16 protein-coding genes are annotated in these 16259 nt (G+C 57.2%); 5 read left to right on the top strand and 11 right to left on the bottom strand.

The window, feature by feature from the left end; translation table 11 throughout:
* Positions 1-210: 210 nt before the first annotated feature.
* The 3 genes from acnA to ACR0AH_RS01245 all read left to right on the top strand — a co-directional run bounded on the left by acnA (position 211) and on the right by ACR0AH_RS01245 (position 5338).
* Positions 211-2901, top strand: a complete 2691-nt coding sequence (gene acnA, locus ACR0AH_RS01255; protein WP_480589988.1) for an aconitate hydratase AcnA — start codon at positions 211-213, stop codon at positions 2899-2901.
* A gap of 117 nt (positions 2902-3018) precedes the next feature.
* Positions 3019-4521, top strand: coding sequence for a BCCT family transporter (locus ACR0AH_RS01250; protein ID WP_480589986.1), 1503 nt, complete (start codon positions 3019-3021; stop codon positions 4519-4521).
* Between the two features lie 115 nt (positions 4522-4636).
* On the top strand, positions 4637-5338 hold the full coding sequence (locus ACR0AH_RS01245) for an SDR family NAD(P)-dependent oxidoreductase (protein ID WP_480589984.1): 702 nt from the start codon (positions 4637-4639) through the stop codon (positions 5336-5338).
* Here the strand turns inward: ACR0AH_RS01245 and ACR0AH_RS01240 are convergent.
* The 10 genes from ACR0AH_RS01240 to yajC all read right to left on the bottom strand — a co-directional run bounded on the left by ACR0AH_RS01240 (position 5333) and on the right by yajC (position 12311).
* Positions 5333-5875 (bottom strand): DsbE family thiol:disulfide interchange protein, encoded by a 543-nt coding sequence (locus tag ACR0AH_RS01240; RefSeq protein WP_170396396.1) that lies wholly within the window; start codon positions 5873-5875, stop codon positions 5333-5335. The genes ACR0AH_RS01245 and ACR0AH_RS01240 overlap by 6 nt on opposite strands.
* Positions 5868-6026 carry a heme exporter protein CcmD gene (ccmD, locus tag ACR0AH_RS01235; protein WP_480589982.1) on the bottom strand — a complete coding sequence of 53 codons (159 nt, stop codon included), beginning with the start codon at positions 6024-6026 and terminating at the stop codon, positions 5868-5870. Before ccmD ends, ACR0AH_RS01240 begins: the two co-directional genes overlap by 8 nt.
* On the bottom strand, positions 6023-6796 hold the full coding sequence (locus ACR0AH_RS01230) for a heme ABC transporter permease (RefSeq protein WP_170396395.1): 774 nt from the start codon (positions 6794-6796) through the stop codon (positions 6023-6025). Before ACR0AH_RS01230 ends, ccmD begins: the two co-directional genes overlap by 4 nt.
* A gap of 61 nt (positions 6797-6857) precedes the next feature.
* The gene (gene ccmB, locus ACR0AH_RS01225) at positions 6858-7514 is read right to left on the bottom strand and encodes a heme exporter protein CcmB (protein WP_170396393.1); all 657 of its coding nucleotides are present in this window, start codon (positions 7512-7514) and stop codon (positions 6858-6860) included.
* On the bottom strand, positions 7511-8125 hold the full coding sequence (gene ccmA / locus ACR0AH_RS01220) for a heme ABC exporter ATP-binding protein CcmA (protein WP_170733399.1): 615 nt from the start codon (positions 8123-8125) through the stop codon (positions 7511-7513). The genes ccmB and ccmA overlap by 4 nt, the downstream gene beginning before the upstream one ends.
* 130 nt (positions 8126-8255) lie before the next feature.
* Entirely contained in the window at positions 8256-8609 is a 354-nt protein-coding gene (locus ACR0AH_RS01215; RefSeq protein ID WP_170626639.1) for an Mth938-like domain-containing protein, read from the bottom strand.
* A gap of 10 nt (positions 8610-8619) precedes the next feature.
* Complete coding sequence (locus ACR0AH_RS01210; RefSeq protein ID WP_170597973.1) at positions 8620-9366, bottom strand: TSUP family transporter; 747 nt, start codon at positions 9364-9366, stop codon at positions 8620-8622.
* Positions 9359-10327, bottom strand: a complete 969-nt coding sequence (gene secF / locus ACR0AH_RS01205; RefSeq protein WP_170396385.1) for a protein translocase subunit SecF — start codon at positions 10325-10327, stop codon at positions 9359-9361. Before secF ends, ACR0AH_RS01210 begins: the two co-directional genes overlap by 8 nt.
* Before the next feature lies 1 nt (position 10328).
* Complete coding sequence (gene secD / locus ACR0AH_RS01200) at positions 10329-11990, bottom strand: protein translocase subunit SecD (RefSeq protein ID WP_170403231.1); 1662 nt, start codon at positions 11988-11990, stop codon at positions 10329-10331.
* 33 nt (positions 11991-12023) lie between these two features.
* On the bottom strand, positions 12024-12311 hold the full coding sequence (gene yajC, locus ACR0AH_RS01195) for a preprotein translocase subunit YajC (RefSeq protein WP_155151194.1): 288 nt from the start codon (positions 12309-12311) through the stop codon (positions 12024-12026).
* A gap of 192 nt (positions 12312-12503) precedes the next feature.
* Here yajC and ACR0AH_RS01190 point away from each other — a divergent pair, with 192 nt between their 5' ends.
* Both ACR0AH_RS01190 and serS read left to right on the top strand, forming a co-directional pair.
* The gene (locus ACR0AH_RS01190) at positions 12504-14168 is read left to right on the top strand and encodes a mechanosensitive ion channel domain-containing protein (RefSeq protein ID WP_170597969.1); all 1665 of its coding nucleotides are present in this window, start codon (positions 12504-12506) and stop codon (positions 14166-14168) included.
* Positions 14169-14240: 72 nt separating this feature from the next.
* On the top strand, positions 14241-15533 hold the full coding sequence (gene serS, locus ACR0AH_RS01185; protein ID WP_480589979.1) for a serine--tRNA ligase: 1293 nt from the start codon (positions 14241-14243) through the stop codon (positions 15531-15533).
* 52 nt (positions 15534-15585) lie between these two features.
* Here the strand turns inward: serS and ACR0AH_RS01180 are convergent, their stop codons facing one another.
* Positions 15586-16176: a helix-hairpin-helix domain-containing protein gene (locus ACR0AH_RS01180; protein ID WP_480589977.1), complete on the bottom strand. Its 591-nt coding sequence runs from the start codon at positions 16174-16176 to the stop codon at positions 15586-15588.
* Positions 16177-16259: the final 83 nt, after the last annotated feature.

Below are 16259 nucleotides of genomic sequence, written 5' to 3'. Positions count from 1 at the left end.
GGATGATTGCCTGAAAGGTTTAAGTCGGAACCGAATAAACTGCCAATCAAGGTTTCTTGAGACCTCAGACACAAGCTTTCGACAAAATGTGTGCAATGGTATACAAAAAACCACCCAAACTGCCCGTTTCACCTTGAAACAACTGGTGTGGTAATGCAGATAACCCTTAGCGAAGCCCGTATTCCAAGTCATTTGAGAGGGAGGCCACAGATGCCCATCAAGGTCGGACAGGACACCGCCAAGACACGCCGCAGCCTGAACGTGAATGGCAAATCCATTTCCTATTATTCGATTCCAGCCGCGCAAGAAGCAGGCTTAGGCGATTTTTCGAATCTGCCTGCCGCGTTGAAAGTGGTTCTGGAAAACATGCTGCGGTTCGAAGATGACGGGTTCTCGGTTTCCGTCGATGACATCAAAGCCTTTGCCGAATGGGGTGCCAACGGTGGCAAGAACCCACGTGAGATTGCCTATCGCCCTGCCCGGGTTCTGATGCAAGACTTTACCGGAGTTCCGGCCGTGGTGGATCTGGCAGCGATGCGCGACGGCATCAAGGGCCTTGGTGGGGACGCGCAAAAGATCAACCCGCTGAACCCGGTCGATCTGGTCATCGACCACTCGGTCATGATTGATGAGTTCGGCAACCCACGCGCGTTTCAGATGAACGTGGACCGCGAATATGAGCGCAACATGGAACGCTATCAGTTCCTGAAATGGGGTCAGAACGCGTTCAACAATTTCCGCGTCGTGCCTCCCGGCACCGGAATCTGCCACCAAGTAAACCTGGAATACCTGGCGCAGACCGTCTGGACAGACACGGACCAAAGCGGCGAAGAAGTCGCTTATCCCGATACACTTGTTGGTACTGACAGCCACACCACCATGGTCAACGGCATGGCCGTTCTGGGTTGGGGCGTTGGCGGAATCGAGGCCGAGGCAGCGATGCTGGGTCAACCGATCTCGATGCTGATCCCCGAGGTTGTGGGTTTTGAACTGACCGGTTCGATGGTCGAAGGCACAACGGGAACTGACCTTGTCCTGAAAGTCGTCGAGATGCTGCGCGAGAAAGGCGTGGTTGGTAAATTCGTTGAATTCTACGGCGAAGGTCTGGACCGCTTGCCCTTGGCCGATCGCGCAACCATTGCCAACATGGCCCCCGAATACGGCGCGACCTGTGGTTTCTTCCCGATTGACGGCGAGACCTTGCGCTATATGCGAAATACTGGACGCGACGAAGACCGCATCGCATTGGTCGAGGCCTACGCCAAGGAAAACGGCTTCTGGCGCGATGCCGATTACGCGCCGATCTACACCGACACTCTGTCGCTGGATATGGGCACAATTGTTCCTGCGATCTCGGGCCCGAAACGGCCGCAGGATTATGTCGCACTAACCGACGCCAAGGCCGCATTCACCAAGGAAATGGCCAAGACCTTCAAACGCCCGATGGGCAAACAAATAGAGGTCAAAGGCGAAAACTACGGCATGGAATCGGGCAAAGTCGTGATCGCCTCGATCACCTCCTGCACCAACACGTCGAACCCGTATGTGATGATCGGCGCGGGCCTCGTTGCACGTAAAGCCGCCGCGCTGGGATTGGATCGCAAACCGTGGGTAAAGACCTCATTGGCGCCCGGCTCGCAGGTTGTGTCCGCCTACTTGGAGGCTGCAGGTCTTCAGGAAGATCTGGACAAGATCGGCTTCAACCTTGTTGGCTATGGCTGCACCACCTGTATTGGCAACTCGGGTCCGATCCAAAGAGAAATCAGCGAAGCGATTGCCGAAGGCGATCTTGTTGCCACTTCGGTGCTGTCAGGCAACCGCAACTTTGAAGGCCGCATCTCGCCCGACGTGCGCGCCAACTATCTGGCTTCACCGCCGCTGGTGGTGGTTTATGCTTTGGCTGGTACGTTGGACATCGACCTGACCTCGGAACCGATTGGACAGGATCAGGCCGGCAACGATGTCTACATGAAAGACATCTGGCCGACCCAAAGCGAAATCGCCGAATTGGTTGAGGCAACCGTGACCCGCGAGGCGTTCCAGTCGAAATATGCCGATGTCTTCAAAGGCGACGAGAAATGGCAGGAGGTCGAGGTTCCACAACAGGAAACCTATGATTGGCCACCGACGTCAACCTACATTCAAAACCCTCCCTATTTCCAAGGCATGGGGCCTGAGCCGGGCACGATCTCGAATATCGATGGTGCAAAGGTTCTGCTGATCCTGGGCGACATGATCACCACCGACCATATCTCGCCCGCCGGTTCGTTTGCGACAACGACACCTGCCGGGAAGTATCTGACGGATCGTCAGGTTCAGCCGCGCGAATTCAACTCGTATGGCTCACGCCGTGGCAACCACGAGATCATGATGCGTGGCACCTTCGCTAATATCCGCGTTAAGAACGAGATGCTGGATGGCGTCGAAGGCGGTTATACAAAAGGCCCGGATGGTGAACAAACCTCGGTCTACGAAGCATCGATGGCCTATCAGGAGCAAGGCACCCCGCTGGTCGTCTTTGGCGGCGAACAGTACGGTGCAGGTTCGTCACGCGACTGGGCGGCCAAGGGCACAGCTCTGCTTGGCGTCAAGGCAGTGATCGCCGAAAGCTTTGAGCGCATCCACCGTTCAAACTTGGTGGGCATGGGCGTCATACCGTTCGAATTCACCGATGGTGATACCCGCAAGACACTGGGTCTGAAAGGTGATGAGACCGTATCGATCCACGGGTTGGATTCAGTTGAGCCCCTGCAGGAAGTGCCCTGCACCATCATTTACGGAGATGGTACCGAAAAGACGATCACCCTGAAGTGCCGCATCGATACCGCGCCCGAGATCGAATACATCGAAAACGGCGGTGTGCTGCAATACGTGCTGCGCAATCTCGCAAAAGCGTCATAAATCAGCAGGTTGATATCCAACCTCAGCCCCCGGCCCTGCGCCGGGGGTTTTGTTTTCTGGCCATTTATTCAAAAATCTGAAACTGTTGAGCAAGACAGTCTTCGGAATTTCATCACCATGAAAAAGCCCAACGCCCTATTGGTTTGCTCGCTTAGCGTCATCGCCGTGATCGGGATCTGGGGCGTCGTCGATATCGAAAGCTTGGTGACTTGGGCCAATAGCATCGTGCAACAAACCTTCCACAGTCGCGGTTGGTTCGTGATGCTCGCGGCCTCAGGCATGTTGATCGGGTGTTTGGTTCTGGCCTTTTCGCCATATGGCAAAATCCGTCTGGGCCGGGATGATGAAGAGCCCGAGTTCTCGACCGCCACCTGGATCTCAATGCTGTTCTCCGCAGGAATGGGCGTTGGACTGCTGTTCTGGGCGGTCGCCGAGCCCCTGACCCATTTCAACTTCATCTCGGGCATGGCACCCGACTTTGTCGCCGCGCAGCAGGCCATGCTGGCAACAAACTTCCATTGGGGCCTGCACGCATGGGCGATTTACGGTTCGACCGCGCTGACCATTGCTTATTTCAGCTTTCGGCGCGGGACAGGCATGATGGTCAGTGCACCGATCAAAAGCCTATTCCCAGGAGAACGCTGGGCAGAGCGGGTCGGGTGGCTGTCGGATTTCATGGCCATTGTTGCGATCTCTATCGGTGTTGGCGGTTCAATGGCCATGGGCGTGTTCCAGGTTGCGGACGGGATTGCGGTTCTGGGTGGCCGGGAAACGGTTGGTGCCCTTCTGATCAGCGTTGTTTTCCTGGCGATGGTCGCAGCCTACATCCCTGCTCTGTTGATCGACCTTGGCCAAGGCATGGCGCGCTTGTCGAATGCGGCAATGCTGATCGCGATCTGCCTTGTGGCCTACACAGTGGTCCTCGGGCCTACAGAGTATCTGTTGAACACTGTGGTTCAAGGGTTCGGCGATTACGTCACCAATGTCATCCCTCGGGGCTTTCAGACCTTCACCTTCTTCGGCGATGACGTCACCAAATGGTTCAGCGACTGGACCCTCACCTATATGGTCTGGTGGATCGCCTGGGGACCTTTTGTTGGTGTGTTTGTCGCGCGTATCTCTCGCGGTCGCACGATCCGGGAATTCGTGATCGGAGTACTCTTTGCGCCCACACTGTTCTCGATCCTTTGGTTCGGTGCCTTCGGCGGCATCGGTCTGTTCGAGGCGCTCAACGGTGCCGGAGAACTGCTGGCCTATACGCAAACAAACATCGAGCGTGTGACCTTCGCCCTGCTCGACCGTTTGCCTTTATCGCAGATCACAATACTTGCAACCGTAGCAGCGGCGTTTCTGTTCATCGTAACCAGCGTTGTAAGCGCGGCCTTTGTGCTGGGTACATTCTCGTCCCAGGGGGATGAAAACCCGCCCCCGCGCGTGCGGCTGATCTGGGGTGCATTGCTGGGCTTGTTGAGTGTCGCGATGATCCTGTCGGGCTCGGTGGAATCGGTCAAAGTCCTGATCTCACTCGGGGCGCTGCCCTTTGTGTTCATCTCGGTTCTGCTGATGGTCTGCCTGTTCCGAGGGCTACAAGAAGAGGGGCTGAGCCATGCTGATCGGTGATTTGACGGATACGCTTATGAATCTGACCACCTTTGCATTCATCGGCGCGATGATCTGGATTTTGGTCCGTAAGTAACGGCTTGAATCCCGGCCATTTTACCGATTTCCTACGATTATGGACAAAGTCGCATTGATAACCGGCGGTGCACGCGGAATTGGGCGTGCAATCGTCGAAGACCTCAGCCGTGATCACCGCGTCGCGTTTACTTGGCTGTCGAGCAAACCCACGCCCGAGCTACTGGGTGGGGATGTTCTGGCCATACGCTCCGATCTATCTGCGCCCGACCAGCCGGCTATCGTGATTTCGCAGGTGATCGAGAGGTTTGGAAGGCTGGATGTGATCGTCAACAATGCCGGCCTTGTGAAATCTACCCCCAAAGAGGAATTTCGGGTCGAGGACCACCGCGCCATTCTGGATTTGAACCTGCTGGCCCCCGCCGCATTGTTGGCTGCTGCGCTACCACATCTGAAACGCGACGCCTCAATCGTCAATATCTCATCCATGAACGCGGTCTTGCCGCCTCGGGATGCGGTGACCTATGGGGCAAGCAAGGCCGCCCTGAATCTATGGACCCACGCCATGGCAAAGGAGCTTGGGCCAAAGGGGATACGCGTTAATGCAGTCGCGCCGGGTGCGATCAACATCCCCGAAGCGCCCCGGTCTGAGGAGTTGACCGCGCTGTTTGTCAAAGAAACCGCTTTAGGTCGCGCGGGAAAGCCCGAGGATATCGCCAAAGTCGTCAGATTTCTGGCGTCCGATGCCGCATCCTTCATCACTGGTGAGGTTCTGGGCGTCACCGGTGGCTATCGCTTATGAGCCACCTGCGGCTTTCTCAAGTGCTGGGCGGATCGTGCTTTCGATCACCCGCTGAGTGACCGGACCAGCCCAGCGCAGGATGATCGTGCCCTCACCGTCGATCACATAGGTTTCGGGCACACCGTAGACGCCCCAGTCCAGCCCCATTCGGCCCTGTTCATCCCGACCGATACCGGCATAGGGATCGCCCAATTCAGCAAGAAATCCTTCGGCGTTGTCCAGTTGATCTTTGTAGTTGATACCATAGACGGGGATACCCTCGTCAGACAGAGCCTGCAGATTGGGGTGTTCGACGCGGCATGGTGCACACCAACTGGCCCAGTAGTTGACCAGCTTGACCTCGCCATCACGCAGTGTGGCATCATCGAAGCCCGGTTTGCCCGCGAACTCGGTCAGTACAACCGGCGGCGCTGGCTGACCCTCGCGCGCTGAGGGCAAGGCGTTAGGATCGTCGCGGAACATGCCGATGCCCGCGAGTACAGCGAAGGCGCCGAAAATCAGCGGAGGCGCGATCATCAGGGGCGAAATCTTAGCCATTGCGTGACATCCTTTGTTCAACCTTCTCCATCTCGGCCCGTACCTTACGGCCCCGGATCACGCTGCAACCCACCAATGCGATCAGAAGTCCGATTGATACGACATAGGACCACAAGACGGTATCGGCATATTTTCCAAGATCAGGCATCATCCGCTCACCCTTTCACGCGCCATAAGCGCCTTGGTCCGGCGGGCGCGAATTTCTGTGCCCGTACGATAGAAGACCAGCGCAATGAACAGCAGTACAAAGCCGATGATGCAAAGCAGCAGTGGATAGAAGTAGATATTGCTTACCTTCTCCTCAGTATCCGTGCCTGTGATCGCCCCGGCGCGCATCACCGAAGCCCCCTGATGCAGCCCCTGATTCCAGAAATTCACGGCATACCGGCTGAGGAACGCAAAGACCGAGCCCACGAGGCAAAGGACCGAGGTCAGGTCCGCCGCTGTATCCGGATCTTCTATCGCTTCCCAAAGCGCGACATAACCTAGATAGAACAGGAACAGGATCAGGAACGATGTCAGGCGCGGGTCCCAGGCCCACCATGTCCCCCACATAGGCTGCCCCCAGATCGCTCCGGTGGCCAATGCGATCAGCGTCATCACGATGCCAATGGGCGCAGCGGCGCGGGCAGCCAGCGCACTGACATGGTGGCGACGCACCAACCAGACCAGCGAAGTTGCCAGCATCATCAGCCAGCAATTGATCGCCATCAACGCGGCAGGTACATGCAGGTAGATGATCTTTACGGTCGAGCCTTGCTTGTAGTCATCCGGGGTGAAGAAAAAGCCCCAGATCAATCCGACGACCAGACAAAGACCTGAGCTGATCCAGAAGAACGGAAGGACCCGTTCGCTGGTCGCGAGGAACTTACGCGGGTTGGCGTATTCCCAAAGGGCATTGGCTTTGGCTGCGATTGTCATGGGCTCTATCTAGTCCGAGTCGGCGTGGTTCTCAATTGACCTCAGTCAAGCTTTGTGGCCATCACCTAAGATTGATGCGCAGTACCGCTGCGCTGGCAAAGGGTAAAAGTGCGACCGTTGCGGCGGTAATCCCTGCCAGCATTAGCAGGGGCGTTTGAGTCTCCATGCCTGTCGCACCGCGTCGGGCGACCTCGGCTCCGAAAATCAAAGTCGGTACGTAGAGCGGCAAAACCAGAAGCGACAGTAGCAGACCGCCCCGTTTTAGACCAACAGTAAGGGCCGCGCCAAAGGTGCCGATAACGCTCATCGCCGGAGTACCGAGGAGCAGTGAGATCACTAGCCACGAAAACCCGGGTACAGGCAGGTTTAGCAACACGCCTAGGAACGGCGCGGCCAGAACCAGCGGCAATCCGGTGGTTAGCCAATGGGCTAGCGCTTTGACGGTAACAACTGATTCCAACGGAAGCGGCGCGGTCGCGAGCAGATCAAGCGAGCCGTCTTCCCAATCCAGCGCCAGAAGGCGATCAAGTGACAGCAGACACGCCAAAAGCGCGCCCAGCCAAAGAACACCCGGTGCGATGGTCGAAAGCAGCGAAGATTGCGGGCCAACCGAGAATGGCACCAGAACGGTGACGATCAGGAAGAAAGCAAGACCGAGACCAAAGCCACCCCCCGCACGGAAGGCCAATTTCAGATCACGCAGCAATAAGGCGATCACAAGAAACCTCCGTCGAAATCGTCGATGGGCTTGGGCTTGGCCTTGTTGGGGCCAACGTCCAGAACCTCTCCGTCCAATCCAAGATCAATATGGGTCGCAATCAGGGCCGAACCACCCTGCCCCAGATGCGCGCGCACCGCATCCGCAAACATCTGCACGGCGTGACGATCCAGCGAGACCGTCGGCTCGTCCAGCATCCAGATCGGGCGGCCAGTAACCAACATACGCGCCAATCCCAGACGCCGTTTCTGCCCCGCCGAAAGGTTGCCCGCATGGCGGTCAGCCAACTCGTTCAGTTCAAACGCATCAAGGGCGTGCTGGATATCACGGGTGCCAAAGACCGACGCCCAGAAGTTGAGGTTTTCGACGACGGTCAGGGTCGGTTTTAACCCGTCGGAATGGGACGCGTATGCGATCTGGTCTTCTGCCCCGTCGATTTGCCCTGCCAGTGGCGGTTGCAGGCCCGCAAGCGTACGCAGTAATGTTGTCTTTCCGATTCCATTCGGCCCCCGCAGGATCAGTGCCCTTCCTGCCTCAAGCGAGAAGCTCAGCCCTTCGAGCACGGGAACTCCGCCGCGTGCGATGGCCAGTTCGGTTACCTTTAAAGTCATGAAGCCCGCTTAGCGGATTGTGCGTGTGGGCAAAAGGTCGGAATTGCCGCAGAGCGGCCGGTTGGATCGCAGTGAGGGGCCAGCCCCTCACACTCCCTGGGATATTTTTAGCCAGAGCAAGAACAGATCCTCAGACCGGGATCAGCGCAAGCGCAATGCGGCGGCCTTCGGAAAGCAGCACGTTGTAGGTGCGGCAGGCCGCCGGAGAGTTCATGATTTCGACACCCAGACCTGCCTCTTCCAATGTGGTGCGCAAGTCGGCTGGGATGTGGGTCAGTTCTTTGCCCGTACCGATGAACAGAACATCGACATGTTCGGACAAGGCCAGCAGGGTCTGGGCGTCGGAGTAACCCGCCCAAGCCGATGTACCGGTGGGGCCGGTCAGGACTGCCCCATCATGAACCTCCCCGCCTATCCGAAAGAACCCGGGGCCATAGCCATCAACCGGCTGAGCGTTTGTATATGTGATCTCGTTCAGGCGCATGTACAGGGTTCTAGCCCCAAAGCGGCAGGCCGGACAAGGCCGCTGTTGCAATCACCAGATAGGCTGCAGCGCGGTAGAGGTTCTCGTACTCGGGTCGGAACATCCAGCCCCCCAGCCAGTTGCCCGCGATGTTGGGAACCGCAAGCGCAAGGCCCAATCCGATGCTCGCGATCGAAAGACGCCCCATCCCGCCAAGATATCCGAGGATCAGCAAATCGAAAGCAAACAGGAACAGCAGGATCGTCGCGCGGATGATCTCAACCGGTAAGGGCCGTGACATATAAAACAGGATGACAGCAGGCCCCGGTATCCCGGCTACCCCGCCAAGTAGCCCTGCAGCCCCGCCGATCGCAGCAACCATGCCACGCGATACCGCTCCCCGGTAGCGCAGACCAAAAACCAGAACGGCCAGCATCGACAATGAAATCAGGCTGACGATATAGCGGAACACTTCGGGATCGGTCCGGGTCAGCAGCCATAAGCCAACCGGTAGAAGTAGCGCGCACCCGACCAAAAGGCGCATCAGATCTGCCTTGTCAACAACCGTCCATGCGCGGCGCAGGTTCGGGATCGGGCCAAATATGTCCATGACCGTCAGCGCGATGATGGCACCGAAGGGGCCGAGATACGGGCTGGCGATGGGCAGGAAGATCAGGGCCGTCCCAAAGCCGGAGAACCCGCGCACGATGCCCCCAACAAAGGCGGCGAAAATAATAACGGCCAGACCGGTTGGGGTCTGGCCGAAATACTCAGGCATCAATGTTGGCAAACTGGTTGCCCGCCGTATTCGACGGCTTCGACCAGTCGCGCTTGACCCCCAGCCACAGCAGGATGGTCGAGGCCACGAAGACCGACGAATAGGTCCCGACGATCACGCCCCAGATCATCGCGAAGACAAAGCCTCGGATCACGTCTCCGCCCAGTACATAGAGCGAGATCAGCGCCAGCAGCGTGGTCACAGAGGTCATCACTGTCCGGCTGAGCGTTTCGTTGATCGAGATGTTCAGCACCTCTTTGAGGTCTTTCTTCTTGTACTTCCGCAGGTTTTCGCGAACCCGGTCGAAGACGACCACGGTGTCGTTCAGCGAATAGCCGACGATAGTCAGAAGAGCGGCGATAATCGCCAGGTCAAAACGGATTTGTAGTTCCGAGAAGATGCCGATGGTCAGGATCACGTCATGCACCAACGCGGCGACCGCCCCGAGTGCGAACTGCCATTCGAACCTAAGCCAGATATAGACAAGCACTGCGCCAATCGCCAAGGCGACCGCAATGACCGCGGTCTGGATCAACTCACCCGAAACCTTGGGGCCAACCGATTCTACCGAGACGAACTGGATATCCGGCGCGGCGACGGTCAGCGCTTCTTCGACGGCTGTGACGGTTGCGGCCGCCACAGCTTCGGCCCCGTCCTGTGCCTGAATGCGGATCATCGCGACGTTTTCATCCTCGCCAAAGGTGGGATCAAAAATCTCGGTGATGGTCACATCGCCAAGCTCAAGCGGCGCGATGGCGTCGCGATAGGCGCCGACGTCGATCTCTTGCGCGCTTTGGGTCCGAATCGTGGTGCCGCCGCGAAAGTCGATGCCGAAGTTCAGGCCTTGCAGCAGGAATGACGTGAATGCGATTACCATCATCAAACCCGAGATGCCCAGCCAGACCTTCCAACGGCTAAAGAAATCGAACGAGGTGTTTTGGGGTACGAGTTTCAGTCTCATGTCAAACCTCGATCGTTTTCGGACGGCGGCGTTCGAACCACATCACGATCATCAGACGCGTCACAAAGATCGCGGTGAAGACCGAGGTCAGAATACCCAGACCAAGCGTAATGGAGAAGCCGCGCACGGGACCACTGCCCATGGCAAACAGGATGGTTGCGGTAATGAATGTGGTCACGTTTGCGTCCAGAATGGCCGAAAGCGCTTTTTCGTATCCCAGTTCGATGGCACGCGCCGGACCTTTGGCAGATTTCAGTTCCTCGCGGATACGCTCGAAGATCAGCACGTTGGCGTCAACTGCCATGCCCACCGTCAGCACGATACCCGCGATCCCGGGCAAGGTCAGCGTGGCGCCGATCAGTGAGAGCAGGCCAAACAAAAGCCCCACGTTCAGGATCAGCGCAATATTGGCGAAGATGCCGAACAGGCCGTAGCTGAGAGCCATGAATACCAACACGGCGACAAAGGCCACGATTGTCGCGACTTTACCTGCGTCGATACTGTCCTGACCCAGCTCAGGGCCGATGGTGCGCTCTTCCAGGAAATCCAGACCTGCAGGCAAGGCACCTGCGCGCAGCAGAACGGCCAAATTGGTGCTTTCTTCAACTGTGAAGTTGCCAGTGATGATGCCCGAACCACCTGGGATATGGCTTTGGATTACAGGGGCCGAGATCACCTCGTCATCCAGGACGATAGCAAAGGGTGCGCCAATGTTTTCCAGCGTGTAATCGCCGAATTTGCGCGCGCCAGAGGTGTTGAACCGGAAGCTGACCGCAGGGCGGCCGTTCTGGTCGAAGGATGGCTGCGCGTCGACCAATTCTTCACCGGTCACGACGGGTGCGGCGTCCAGAGTATAGTACACACCATCTTCATCGATCGATGGCACAAGCTTCTCACCAACGCCCGGAATGGCATCCGGGTCAGTCCCGCGTCCAACGACAGGATTGAACGTCAACTGTGCCGTCGTGCCGATAATCTCTTTGAGCTCCCCGGCGCTGCCGATGCCGGGCACCTGAATCAGGATACGATCAGCGCCCTGACGCTGGATCGTTGGTTCGCGTGTGCCAACCTCGTCGATCCGACGGCGGATGATCTCAAGGGACTGGCGCACGGTGCGGTCATCCGAAGCAAGCTTTTCGGCCTCGGACAGTTGGACAACAATAGTGTCCCCCTCGGCGCGAGCCTCTATATCTGTTGCCCCTGCCCCGGTCAGCGTCTGCACCTGTCGGGCCAGACCGCGCACAACCTCTAATGCGCGGGACATGCCCTCGGGTTGGCTGATGCGCACGCGAATCTCGTCAGGCGCCGAATCCTGACGACGGATCGTGCCGACCGTCGCGCGTTCATCACGCAGCGCGTCGCGGATTTCGGGCCACATCGCCTCCATCCGGGATTCGTAGACATCATCAACCTTGACCTCGGCAAGCAAATGCGCGCCGCCGCGCAAGTCGAGCCCGAGATTGACCAGAGACGACGGCAGCCAGTTCGGCCATTGCGCGGCCTCGGCCTGCATTTCAGGTGTATCAATGCCCAGCTCAATCGCAGCCTTGGCATCGTTAGATTGTTCTACGCGCGTATAAAACGCATTCGGCAGGGCAAGGAACAGACCGATCACACAGACCGACCAGATCAGAACCCGCTTCCAGGAATCAATTTGCAGCATTACCCTGCCTTTTCAAGGAATTGTCGCGCGAAGTTACTTCGCAGGTTCGGTCTTGTTCAGAACCTGAGCGATGGTCGATTTGACCACGCGAACCTTAACGCCCTCGGCGATCTCGACTTCGATCTCGTTGTCGCCTTCCTTGACCTTCGACACCTTGCCGATCAGCCCGCCTTGGGTGACAACCTGATCGCCCCGGCGCACGGCTTCGACCATGGCCTGATGTTCCTTCATCTTTTTCTGCTGCGGACGGATCAGCAGAAAATACATAATCGCGAAGATCAGGATCAGCGGGAGAAACTGGGCGATTGCGCCACCTTCCATGGGATATTCCTTTGTTCTGATGATGCAGAGAGCTCTCTGCAAAGTTTGCGGGAACCTATGCTTTGAGACATGGGTTTGCAAGCAAACCTGGCCCCATTTCGACCATCGGGTTCAAAGGTTTGCTGCCGGACGTTGCAGATATGTTCTAGGCAGACCCTTCCAGTCAGATATAGTCCTGTGGCAGGAGGCCTAATGATTCAATCAATCCAGACCCTTGGCGCGTTTGTTCGCCTGATGCTCGTGACAACCTGTATAGGTCTTTTGGCGTCGCCCGTATGGGCACAGAACGCCACTAGCGAAGAGCCTGCTATAGAAGACACTGAATCAGAGATTTTTCAGGCTCCGGTTATCGTTGACGGCGACACCTTGTTTCACCTGCGCGGCTCCAGCGCGCTGCCCGCTCCGGAACGGGCCGCGAGTGTACAGAACAAGATCATCGAAATCGCCGAGGCCTCAGACGCCGAGCAGGTCTCTATAACCTTCGAGGACTCAGAGTTCGGCATTCGAATCTTTGCCGATGGTGTTCAAGTTTCGATCGTGACCGATGCCGATTCCGAGCTTGAGCAGATGGACTTGAACGTTCTCAGTTTGTTGCACGGCGACGCTATTAAACAATCCATTGAAAGCTATCGCGCAAACCGCACTGAACAGGCGCGTGTTTCGGGTGCCATCGAAGCCTTAGCATGGACAGCTGGATTCGCGCTTTTTGTCGTCGTTATCCTGTGGCTGCACCGGCGCATTCGCCGCCGTACGCTGAAACTGGTCAAGCGTTACCTCAAGGATGTCGAAACCGCGACCGCAAAAAGCGTTCAGGCCGAGGCCATCGCCGCGTTGATCCGGTATGCTCTGAATTTTGTCCTGCTGGTGATCTTTTTCCTCGGCTTCTACTACTACCTTTCCTTCGTTCTGCTTGCCTTTGCCGAGACGCGCTATTTCGCGCAACTCCTGCTGACCTACTTGACCGAGCCGGTCCTGCTGATCTTCAAAGGCATCCTCAGCTACATCCCAAACCTGATCATGTTGATACTGATCGCATGGATAACGCTGTATATTATCCGGGGCATGCGTGTGTTCTTTGACGCCGTCGAGGCGGGAACCTTTGACATGGGCGATTTTGAAAGCCACTGGGTGAACCCGACCTTCAACATCGCCCGCGTCGTCGTTATCCTGATCGCTCTGGTCTTTGCTGTCCCTTACATCCCCGGATCAGATTCGGCGGCGTTTCAGGGGCTGACGATTCTGGTTGGTGCCATGCTGTCGCTGGGCGCAAACTCGGTCGTGTCGAACATGCTGGCGGGGCTCTTCGTGATTTATCGCCGCTCAACTTCGATCGGGGATCGGATCCAGATCGGGGACCATATTGGCGATGTGGTGCAGATCAAGTTGATGGAGACGCACCTTAAGTCCATCAAGAACGAACTGATCTCGATCCCGAACGCCCAGTTGATGAATTCGGACGTGGTGAATTTCTCAAAAAGAACGGATGGAAGCGGTTTGCTTCTGCACACCACCGTTGGGATTGGGTATGAAGAGCCGCCCGAAAAGATCGAAGCGATGCTGATCGAGGCCGCCCATCGCACCAAGGGAATCAAGGCCAAGCCCGAACCCTTTGTTTTATGGACCGCATTGGCCGATTACGCGATCAACTATCAGATCAACGGTTATACCACTCGGGGCAGTATCATCCCGAAAATCCGCTCGGACTTACATCGCAACATCGTGGCCGTGTTCAATGAGAACAACGTGCAAATCATGACACCTTCGTACATGGCTGATCCGCCCGAGCCGAAGATCCCGGCCGAAGATTGGGATGGCCATCTGGCACATGAAACGCATGACGACGCGGATAAGTCGTAACCGGTGCTACACCCTGCCATTCAGATGGTGCATAAGCGGATTCAGTGATTCACGCAGTTAAGGATCTGAACCATGCACGACATCCGCGCCATACGCGAAAACCCAGCCGCCTTCGACGCCGCCCTTGCGCGCCGCGGGGACGCGCCGGTGTCGTCAGACCTGCTGAGGCTGGACGAAAGCCGCCGCGCCAAGATTCTGGCTGCTGAGACAGCTCAGGCCGAGCAGAACAAGGCCTCCAAGGAGGTTGGCGCTGCCAAAGGGCGCGGGGATGAAGCTGAATTCGAACGCCTGCGCGCTCTGGTCGCCGAGAAAAAGGCCGAAGTGGCCCGGATGCAGACCGAAGCCAAGGATCTGGACGCTCTGCTGGCCGACCAGCTGATCCGCATCGCGAACCTGCCCGCCGAGGATGTGCCCGAAGGCGCGGATGAGAACGACAATGTCGAAATCAACCGCTGGGGCACACCACGCGAATTGGATTTCGAGCCGAAAGAGCATTTTGAAATCGATGCCGTTCAGAATGGCATGGATTTTGAGACGGCTGCCAAACTCTCCGGCTCGCGCTTTGTGCTGCTGTCGGGCGGCGTCGCTCGCATCCATCGAGCTTTGGCGCAGTTCATGCTGGACACCCATATCAACGAGAATGATCTGACCGAGGTCAACGGCCCGGTACTGGTTCTCTCGGAAATGATGCAGGGCACCGGCCAGTTGCCGAAGTTTGGAGAAGACAGCTATCAGACCCGCGAAGGCTGGTGGTTGATTCCAACCTCCGAAGTGTCGCTGACCAACATCGTCAACGACACGATGATCGAGGAGAGTTACCTGCCTCGCCGCTATACCGCGCATTCGCTGTGCTTCCGGTCCGAGGCTGGTAGTGCGGGCAAGGACACACGCGGGATGCTGCGGCAGCACCAGTTCGAAAAGGTCGAGATGGTCTCGGTCACCCATCCGGACAAGTCGGATGATGAACAGAAGCGTATGCTGCGCTGCGCCGAAGGCATTCTCGAAAAGCTGGGCATCCCCTATCGCACCGTGATCTTGTGCACCGGCGACATGGGCTTTGGTGCACGACGCACTTACGACATCGAGGCGTGGCTGCCGGGCCAAAATACCTATCGCGAGATCAGCTCGGTCTCGACATGCGGGGATTTTCAGGCGCGCCGCATGAATGCGCGCTTCCGGCCAGAGGCCGGGGGCAAGCCAGAATATGTCCATACCCTGAATGGTTCGGGCCTGGCCGTGGGGCGCTGCCTGATAGCTGTGTTGGAAAATGGTCAGAATGCGGATGGGACGGTCATCCTGCCCGAGGTTCTGGCACCCTATCTGGGCGGCAAGCTAACCCTTCAGACCAACGGCACGCTGACATAAAAAAACCGGCGCATTTAGGCGCCGGTTTCCGATCAGACAAGGCGGAGAAGTATCACTTCTTCGCCTTTTTCTTATCTTTCTTCTTTCCGGGCTTCTTGTCGGACTTCTTCTTGTCAGACTTCTTATCGTCCTTCTTTTTGGCGTCCTTTTTCTTAAAGTCTTTTTTGGGCTTCTTGTTTTTCTTACCCTTCTTGGACTTTTCTTTGACCTTTTCCTTAGCTTTGGAAAACACCGCCTCCATTTCAGACTTCTTCTTGGCCGCCTTTTCAGCCTTGGCCTTGGCTTTCGCCTTTTTCTTTGCTTTGACCTCGGCAGCGGCCTGTTCTGCCGCCGCGCGCTCCTTTGCCGCCTTACGCTCGGCCTCGGCCTTGTTCGCAGCCGCATTGCTTTTGGCTGTCGCGCGCTGCACAGCCGATTTCCGCTCTGCAGGCTTGCGGGTAGCAGCGCGACGCGCGGGCTTGGCACCGACCACTTCCTTCGCTGCCGCAATCAGAGTATCAGCGCGGGCGGAACCAATGCGAGGGACACCGGACAAATCTTCCGGTTTGGCCTTGGCAATGGCTTCTGCTGTTTTGTAGCCCTTTGCATTCAAGGCCTTTGCCAGCGCTGGCCCTACACCACGCACCTCAGTAACTGCGGTCATTTCGTTTCCTTTCGTTAACTCCCCCAGATTGTAAATGCACAGCACATACGTTCCTGCGAGAGCGCCAATTCAAGAATTAGATA

This window comes from Ruegeria sp. AM5, from assembly GCF_056540645.1.
The sequence above is the reverse complement of the archived record's forward strand: the minus strand, read 5'-3'. Positions and strand labels throughout refer to the sequence as shown.

Excerpts from the sequence above, each read along its gene's own strand:
- ACR0AH_RS01230 (WP_170396395.1), bottom strand. The coding sequence starts at position 6,796 with ATGACAATCGCAGCCAAAGCCAATGCCCTTTGGGAATACGCCAACCCG.
- ACR0AH_RS01215 (WP_170626639.1), bottom strand. The coding sequence starts at position 8,609 with ATGCGCCTGAACGAGATCACATATACAAACGCTCAGCCGGTTGATGGC.
- secF (WP_170396385.1), bottom strand. The coding sequence starts at position 10,327 with ATGAGACTGAAACTCGTACCCCAAAACACCTCGTTCGATTTCTTTAGC.
- ACR0AH_RS01245 (WP_480589984.1), top strand. The coding sequence starts at position 4,637 with ATGGACAAAGTCGCATTGATAACCGGCGGTGCACGCGGAATTGGGCGT.
- ccmA (WP_170733399.1), bottom strand. The coding sequence starts at position 8,125 with ATGACTTTAAAGGTAACCGAACTGGCCATCGCACGCGGCGGAGTTCCC.
- ACR0AH_RS01250 (WP_480589986.1), top strand. The coding sequence starts at position 3,019 with ATGAAAAAGCCCAACGCCCTATTGGTTTGCTCGCTTAGCGTCATCGCC.
- serS (WP_480589979.1), top strand. The coding sequence starts at position 14,241 with ATGCACGACATCCGCGCCATACGCGAAAACCCAGCCGCCTTCGACGCC.
- ACR0AH_RS01210 (WP_170597973.1), bottom strand. The coding sequence starts at position 9,366 with ATGCCTGAGTATTTCGGCCAGACCCCAACCGGTCTGGCCGTTATTATT.
- yajC (WP_155151194.1), bottom strand. The coding sequence starts at position 12,311 with ATGGAAGGTGGCGCAATCGCCCAGTTTCTCCCGCTGATCCTGATCTTC.
- ACR0AH_RS01240 (WP_170396396.1), bottom strand. The coding sequence starts at position 5,875 with ATGGCTAAGATTTCGCCCCTGATGATCGCGCCTCCGCTGATTTTCGGC.
- secD (WP_170403231.1), bottom strand. The coding sequence starts at position 11,990 with ATGCTGCAAATTGATTCCTGGAAGCGGGTTCTGATCTGGTCGGTCTGT.
- ACR0AH_RS01190 (WP_170597969.1), top strand. The coding sequence starts at position 12,504 with ATGATTCAATCAATCCAGACCCTTGGCGCGTTTGTTCGCCTGATGCTC.
- ACR0AH_RS01180 (WP_480589977.1), bottom strand. The coding sequence starts at position 16,176 with ATGACCGCAGTTACTGAGGTGCGTGGTGTAGGGCCAGCGCTGGCAAAG.
- ccmD (WP_480589982.1), bottom strand. The coding sequence starts at position 6,026 with ATGATGCCTGATCTTGGAAAATATGCCGATACCGTCTTGTGGTCCTAT.
- acnA (WP_480589988.1), top strand. The coding sequence starts at position 211 with ATGCCCATCAAGGTCGGACAGGACACCGCCAAGACACGCCGCAGCCTG.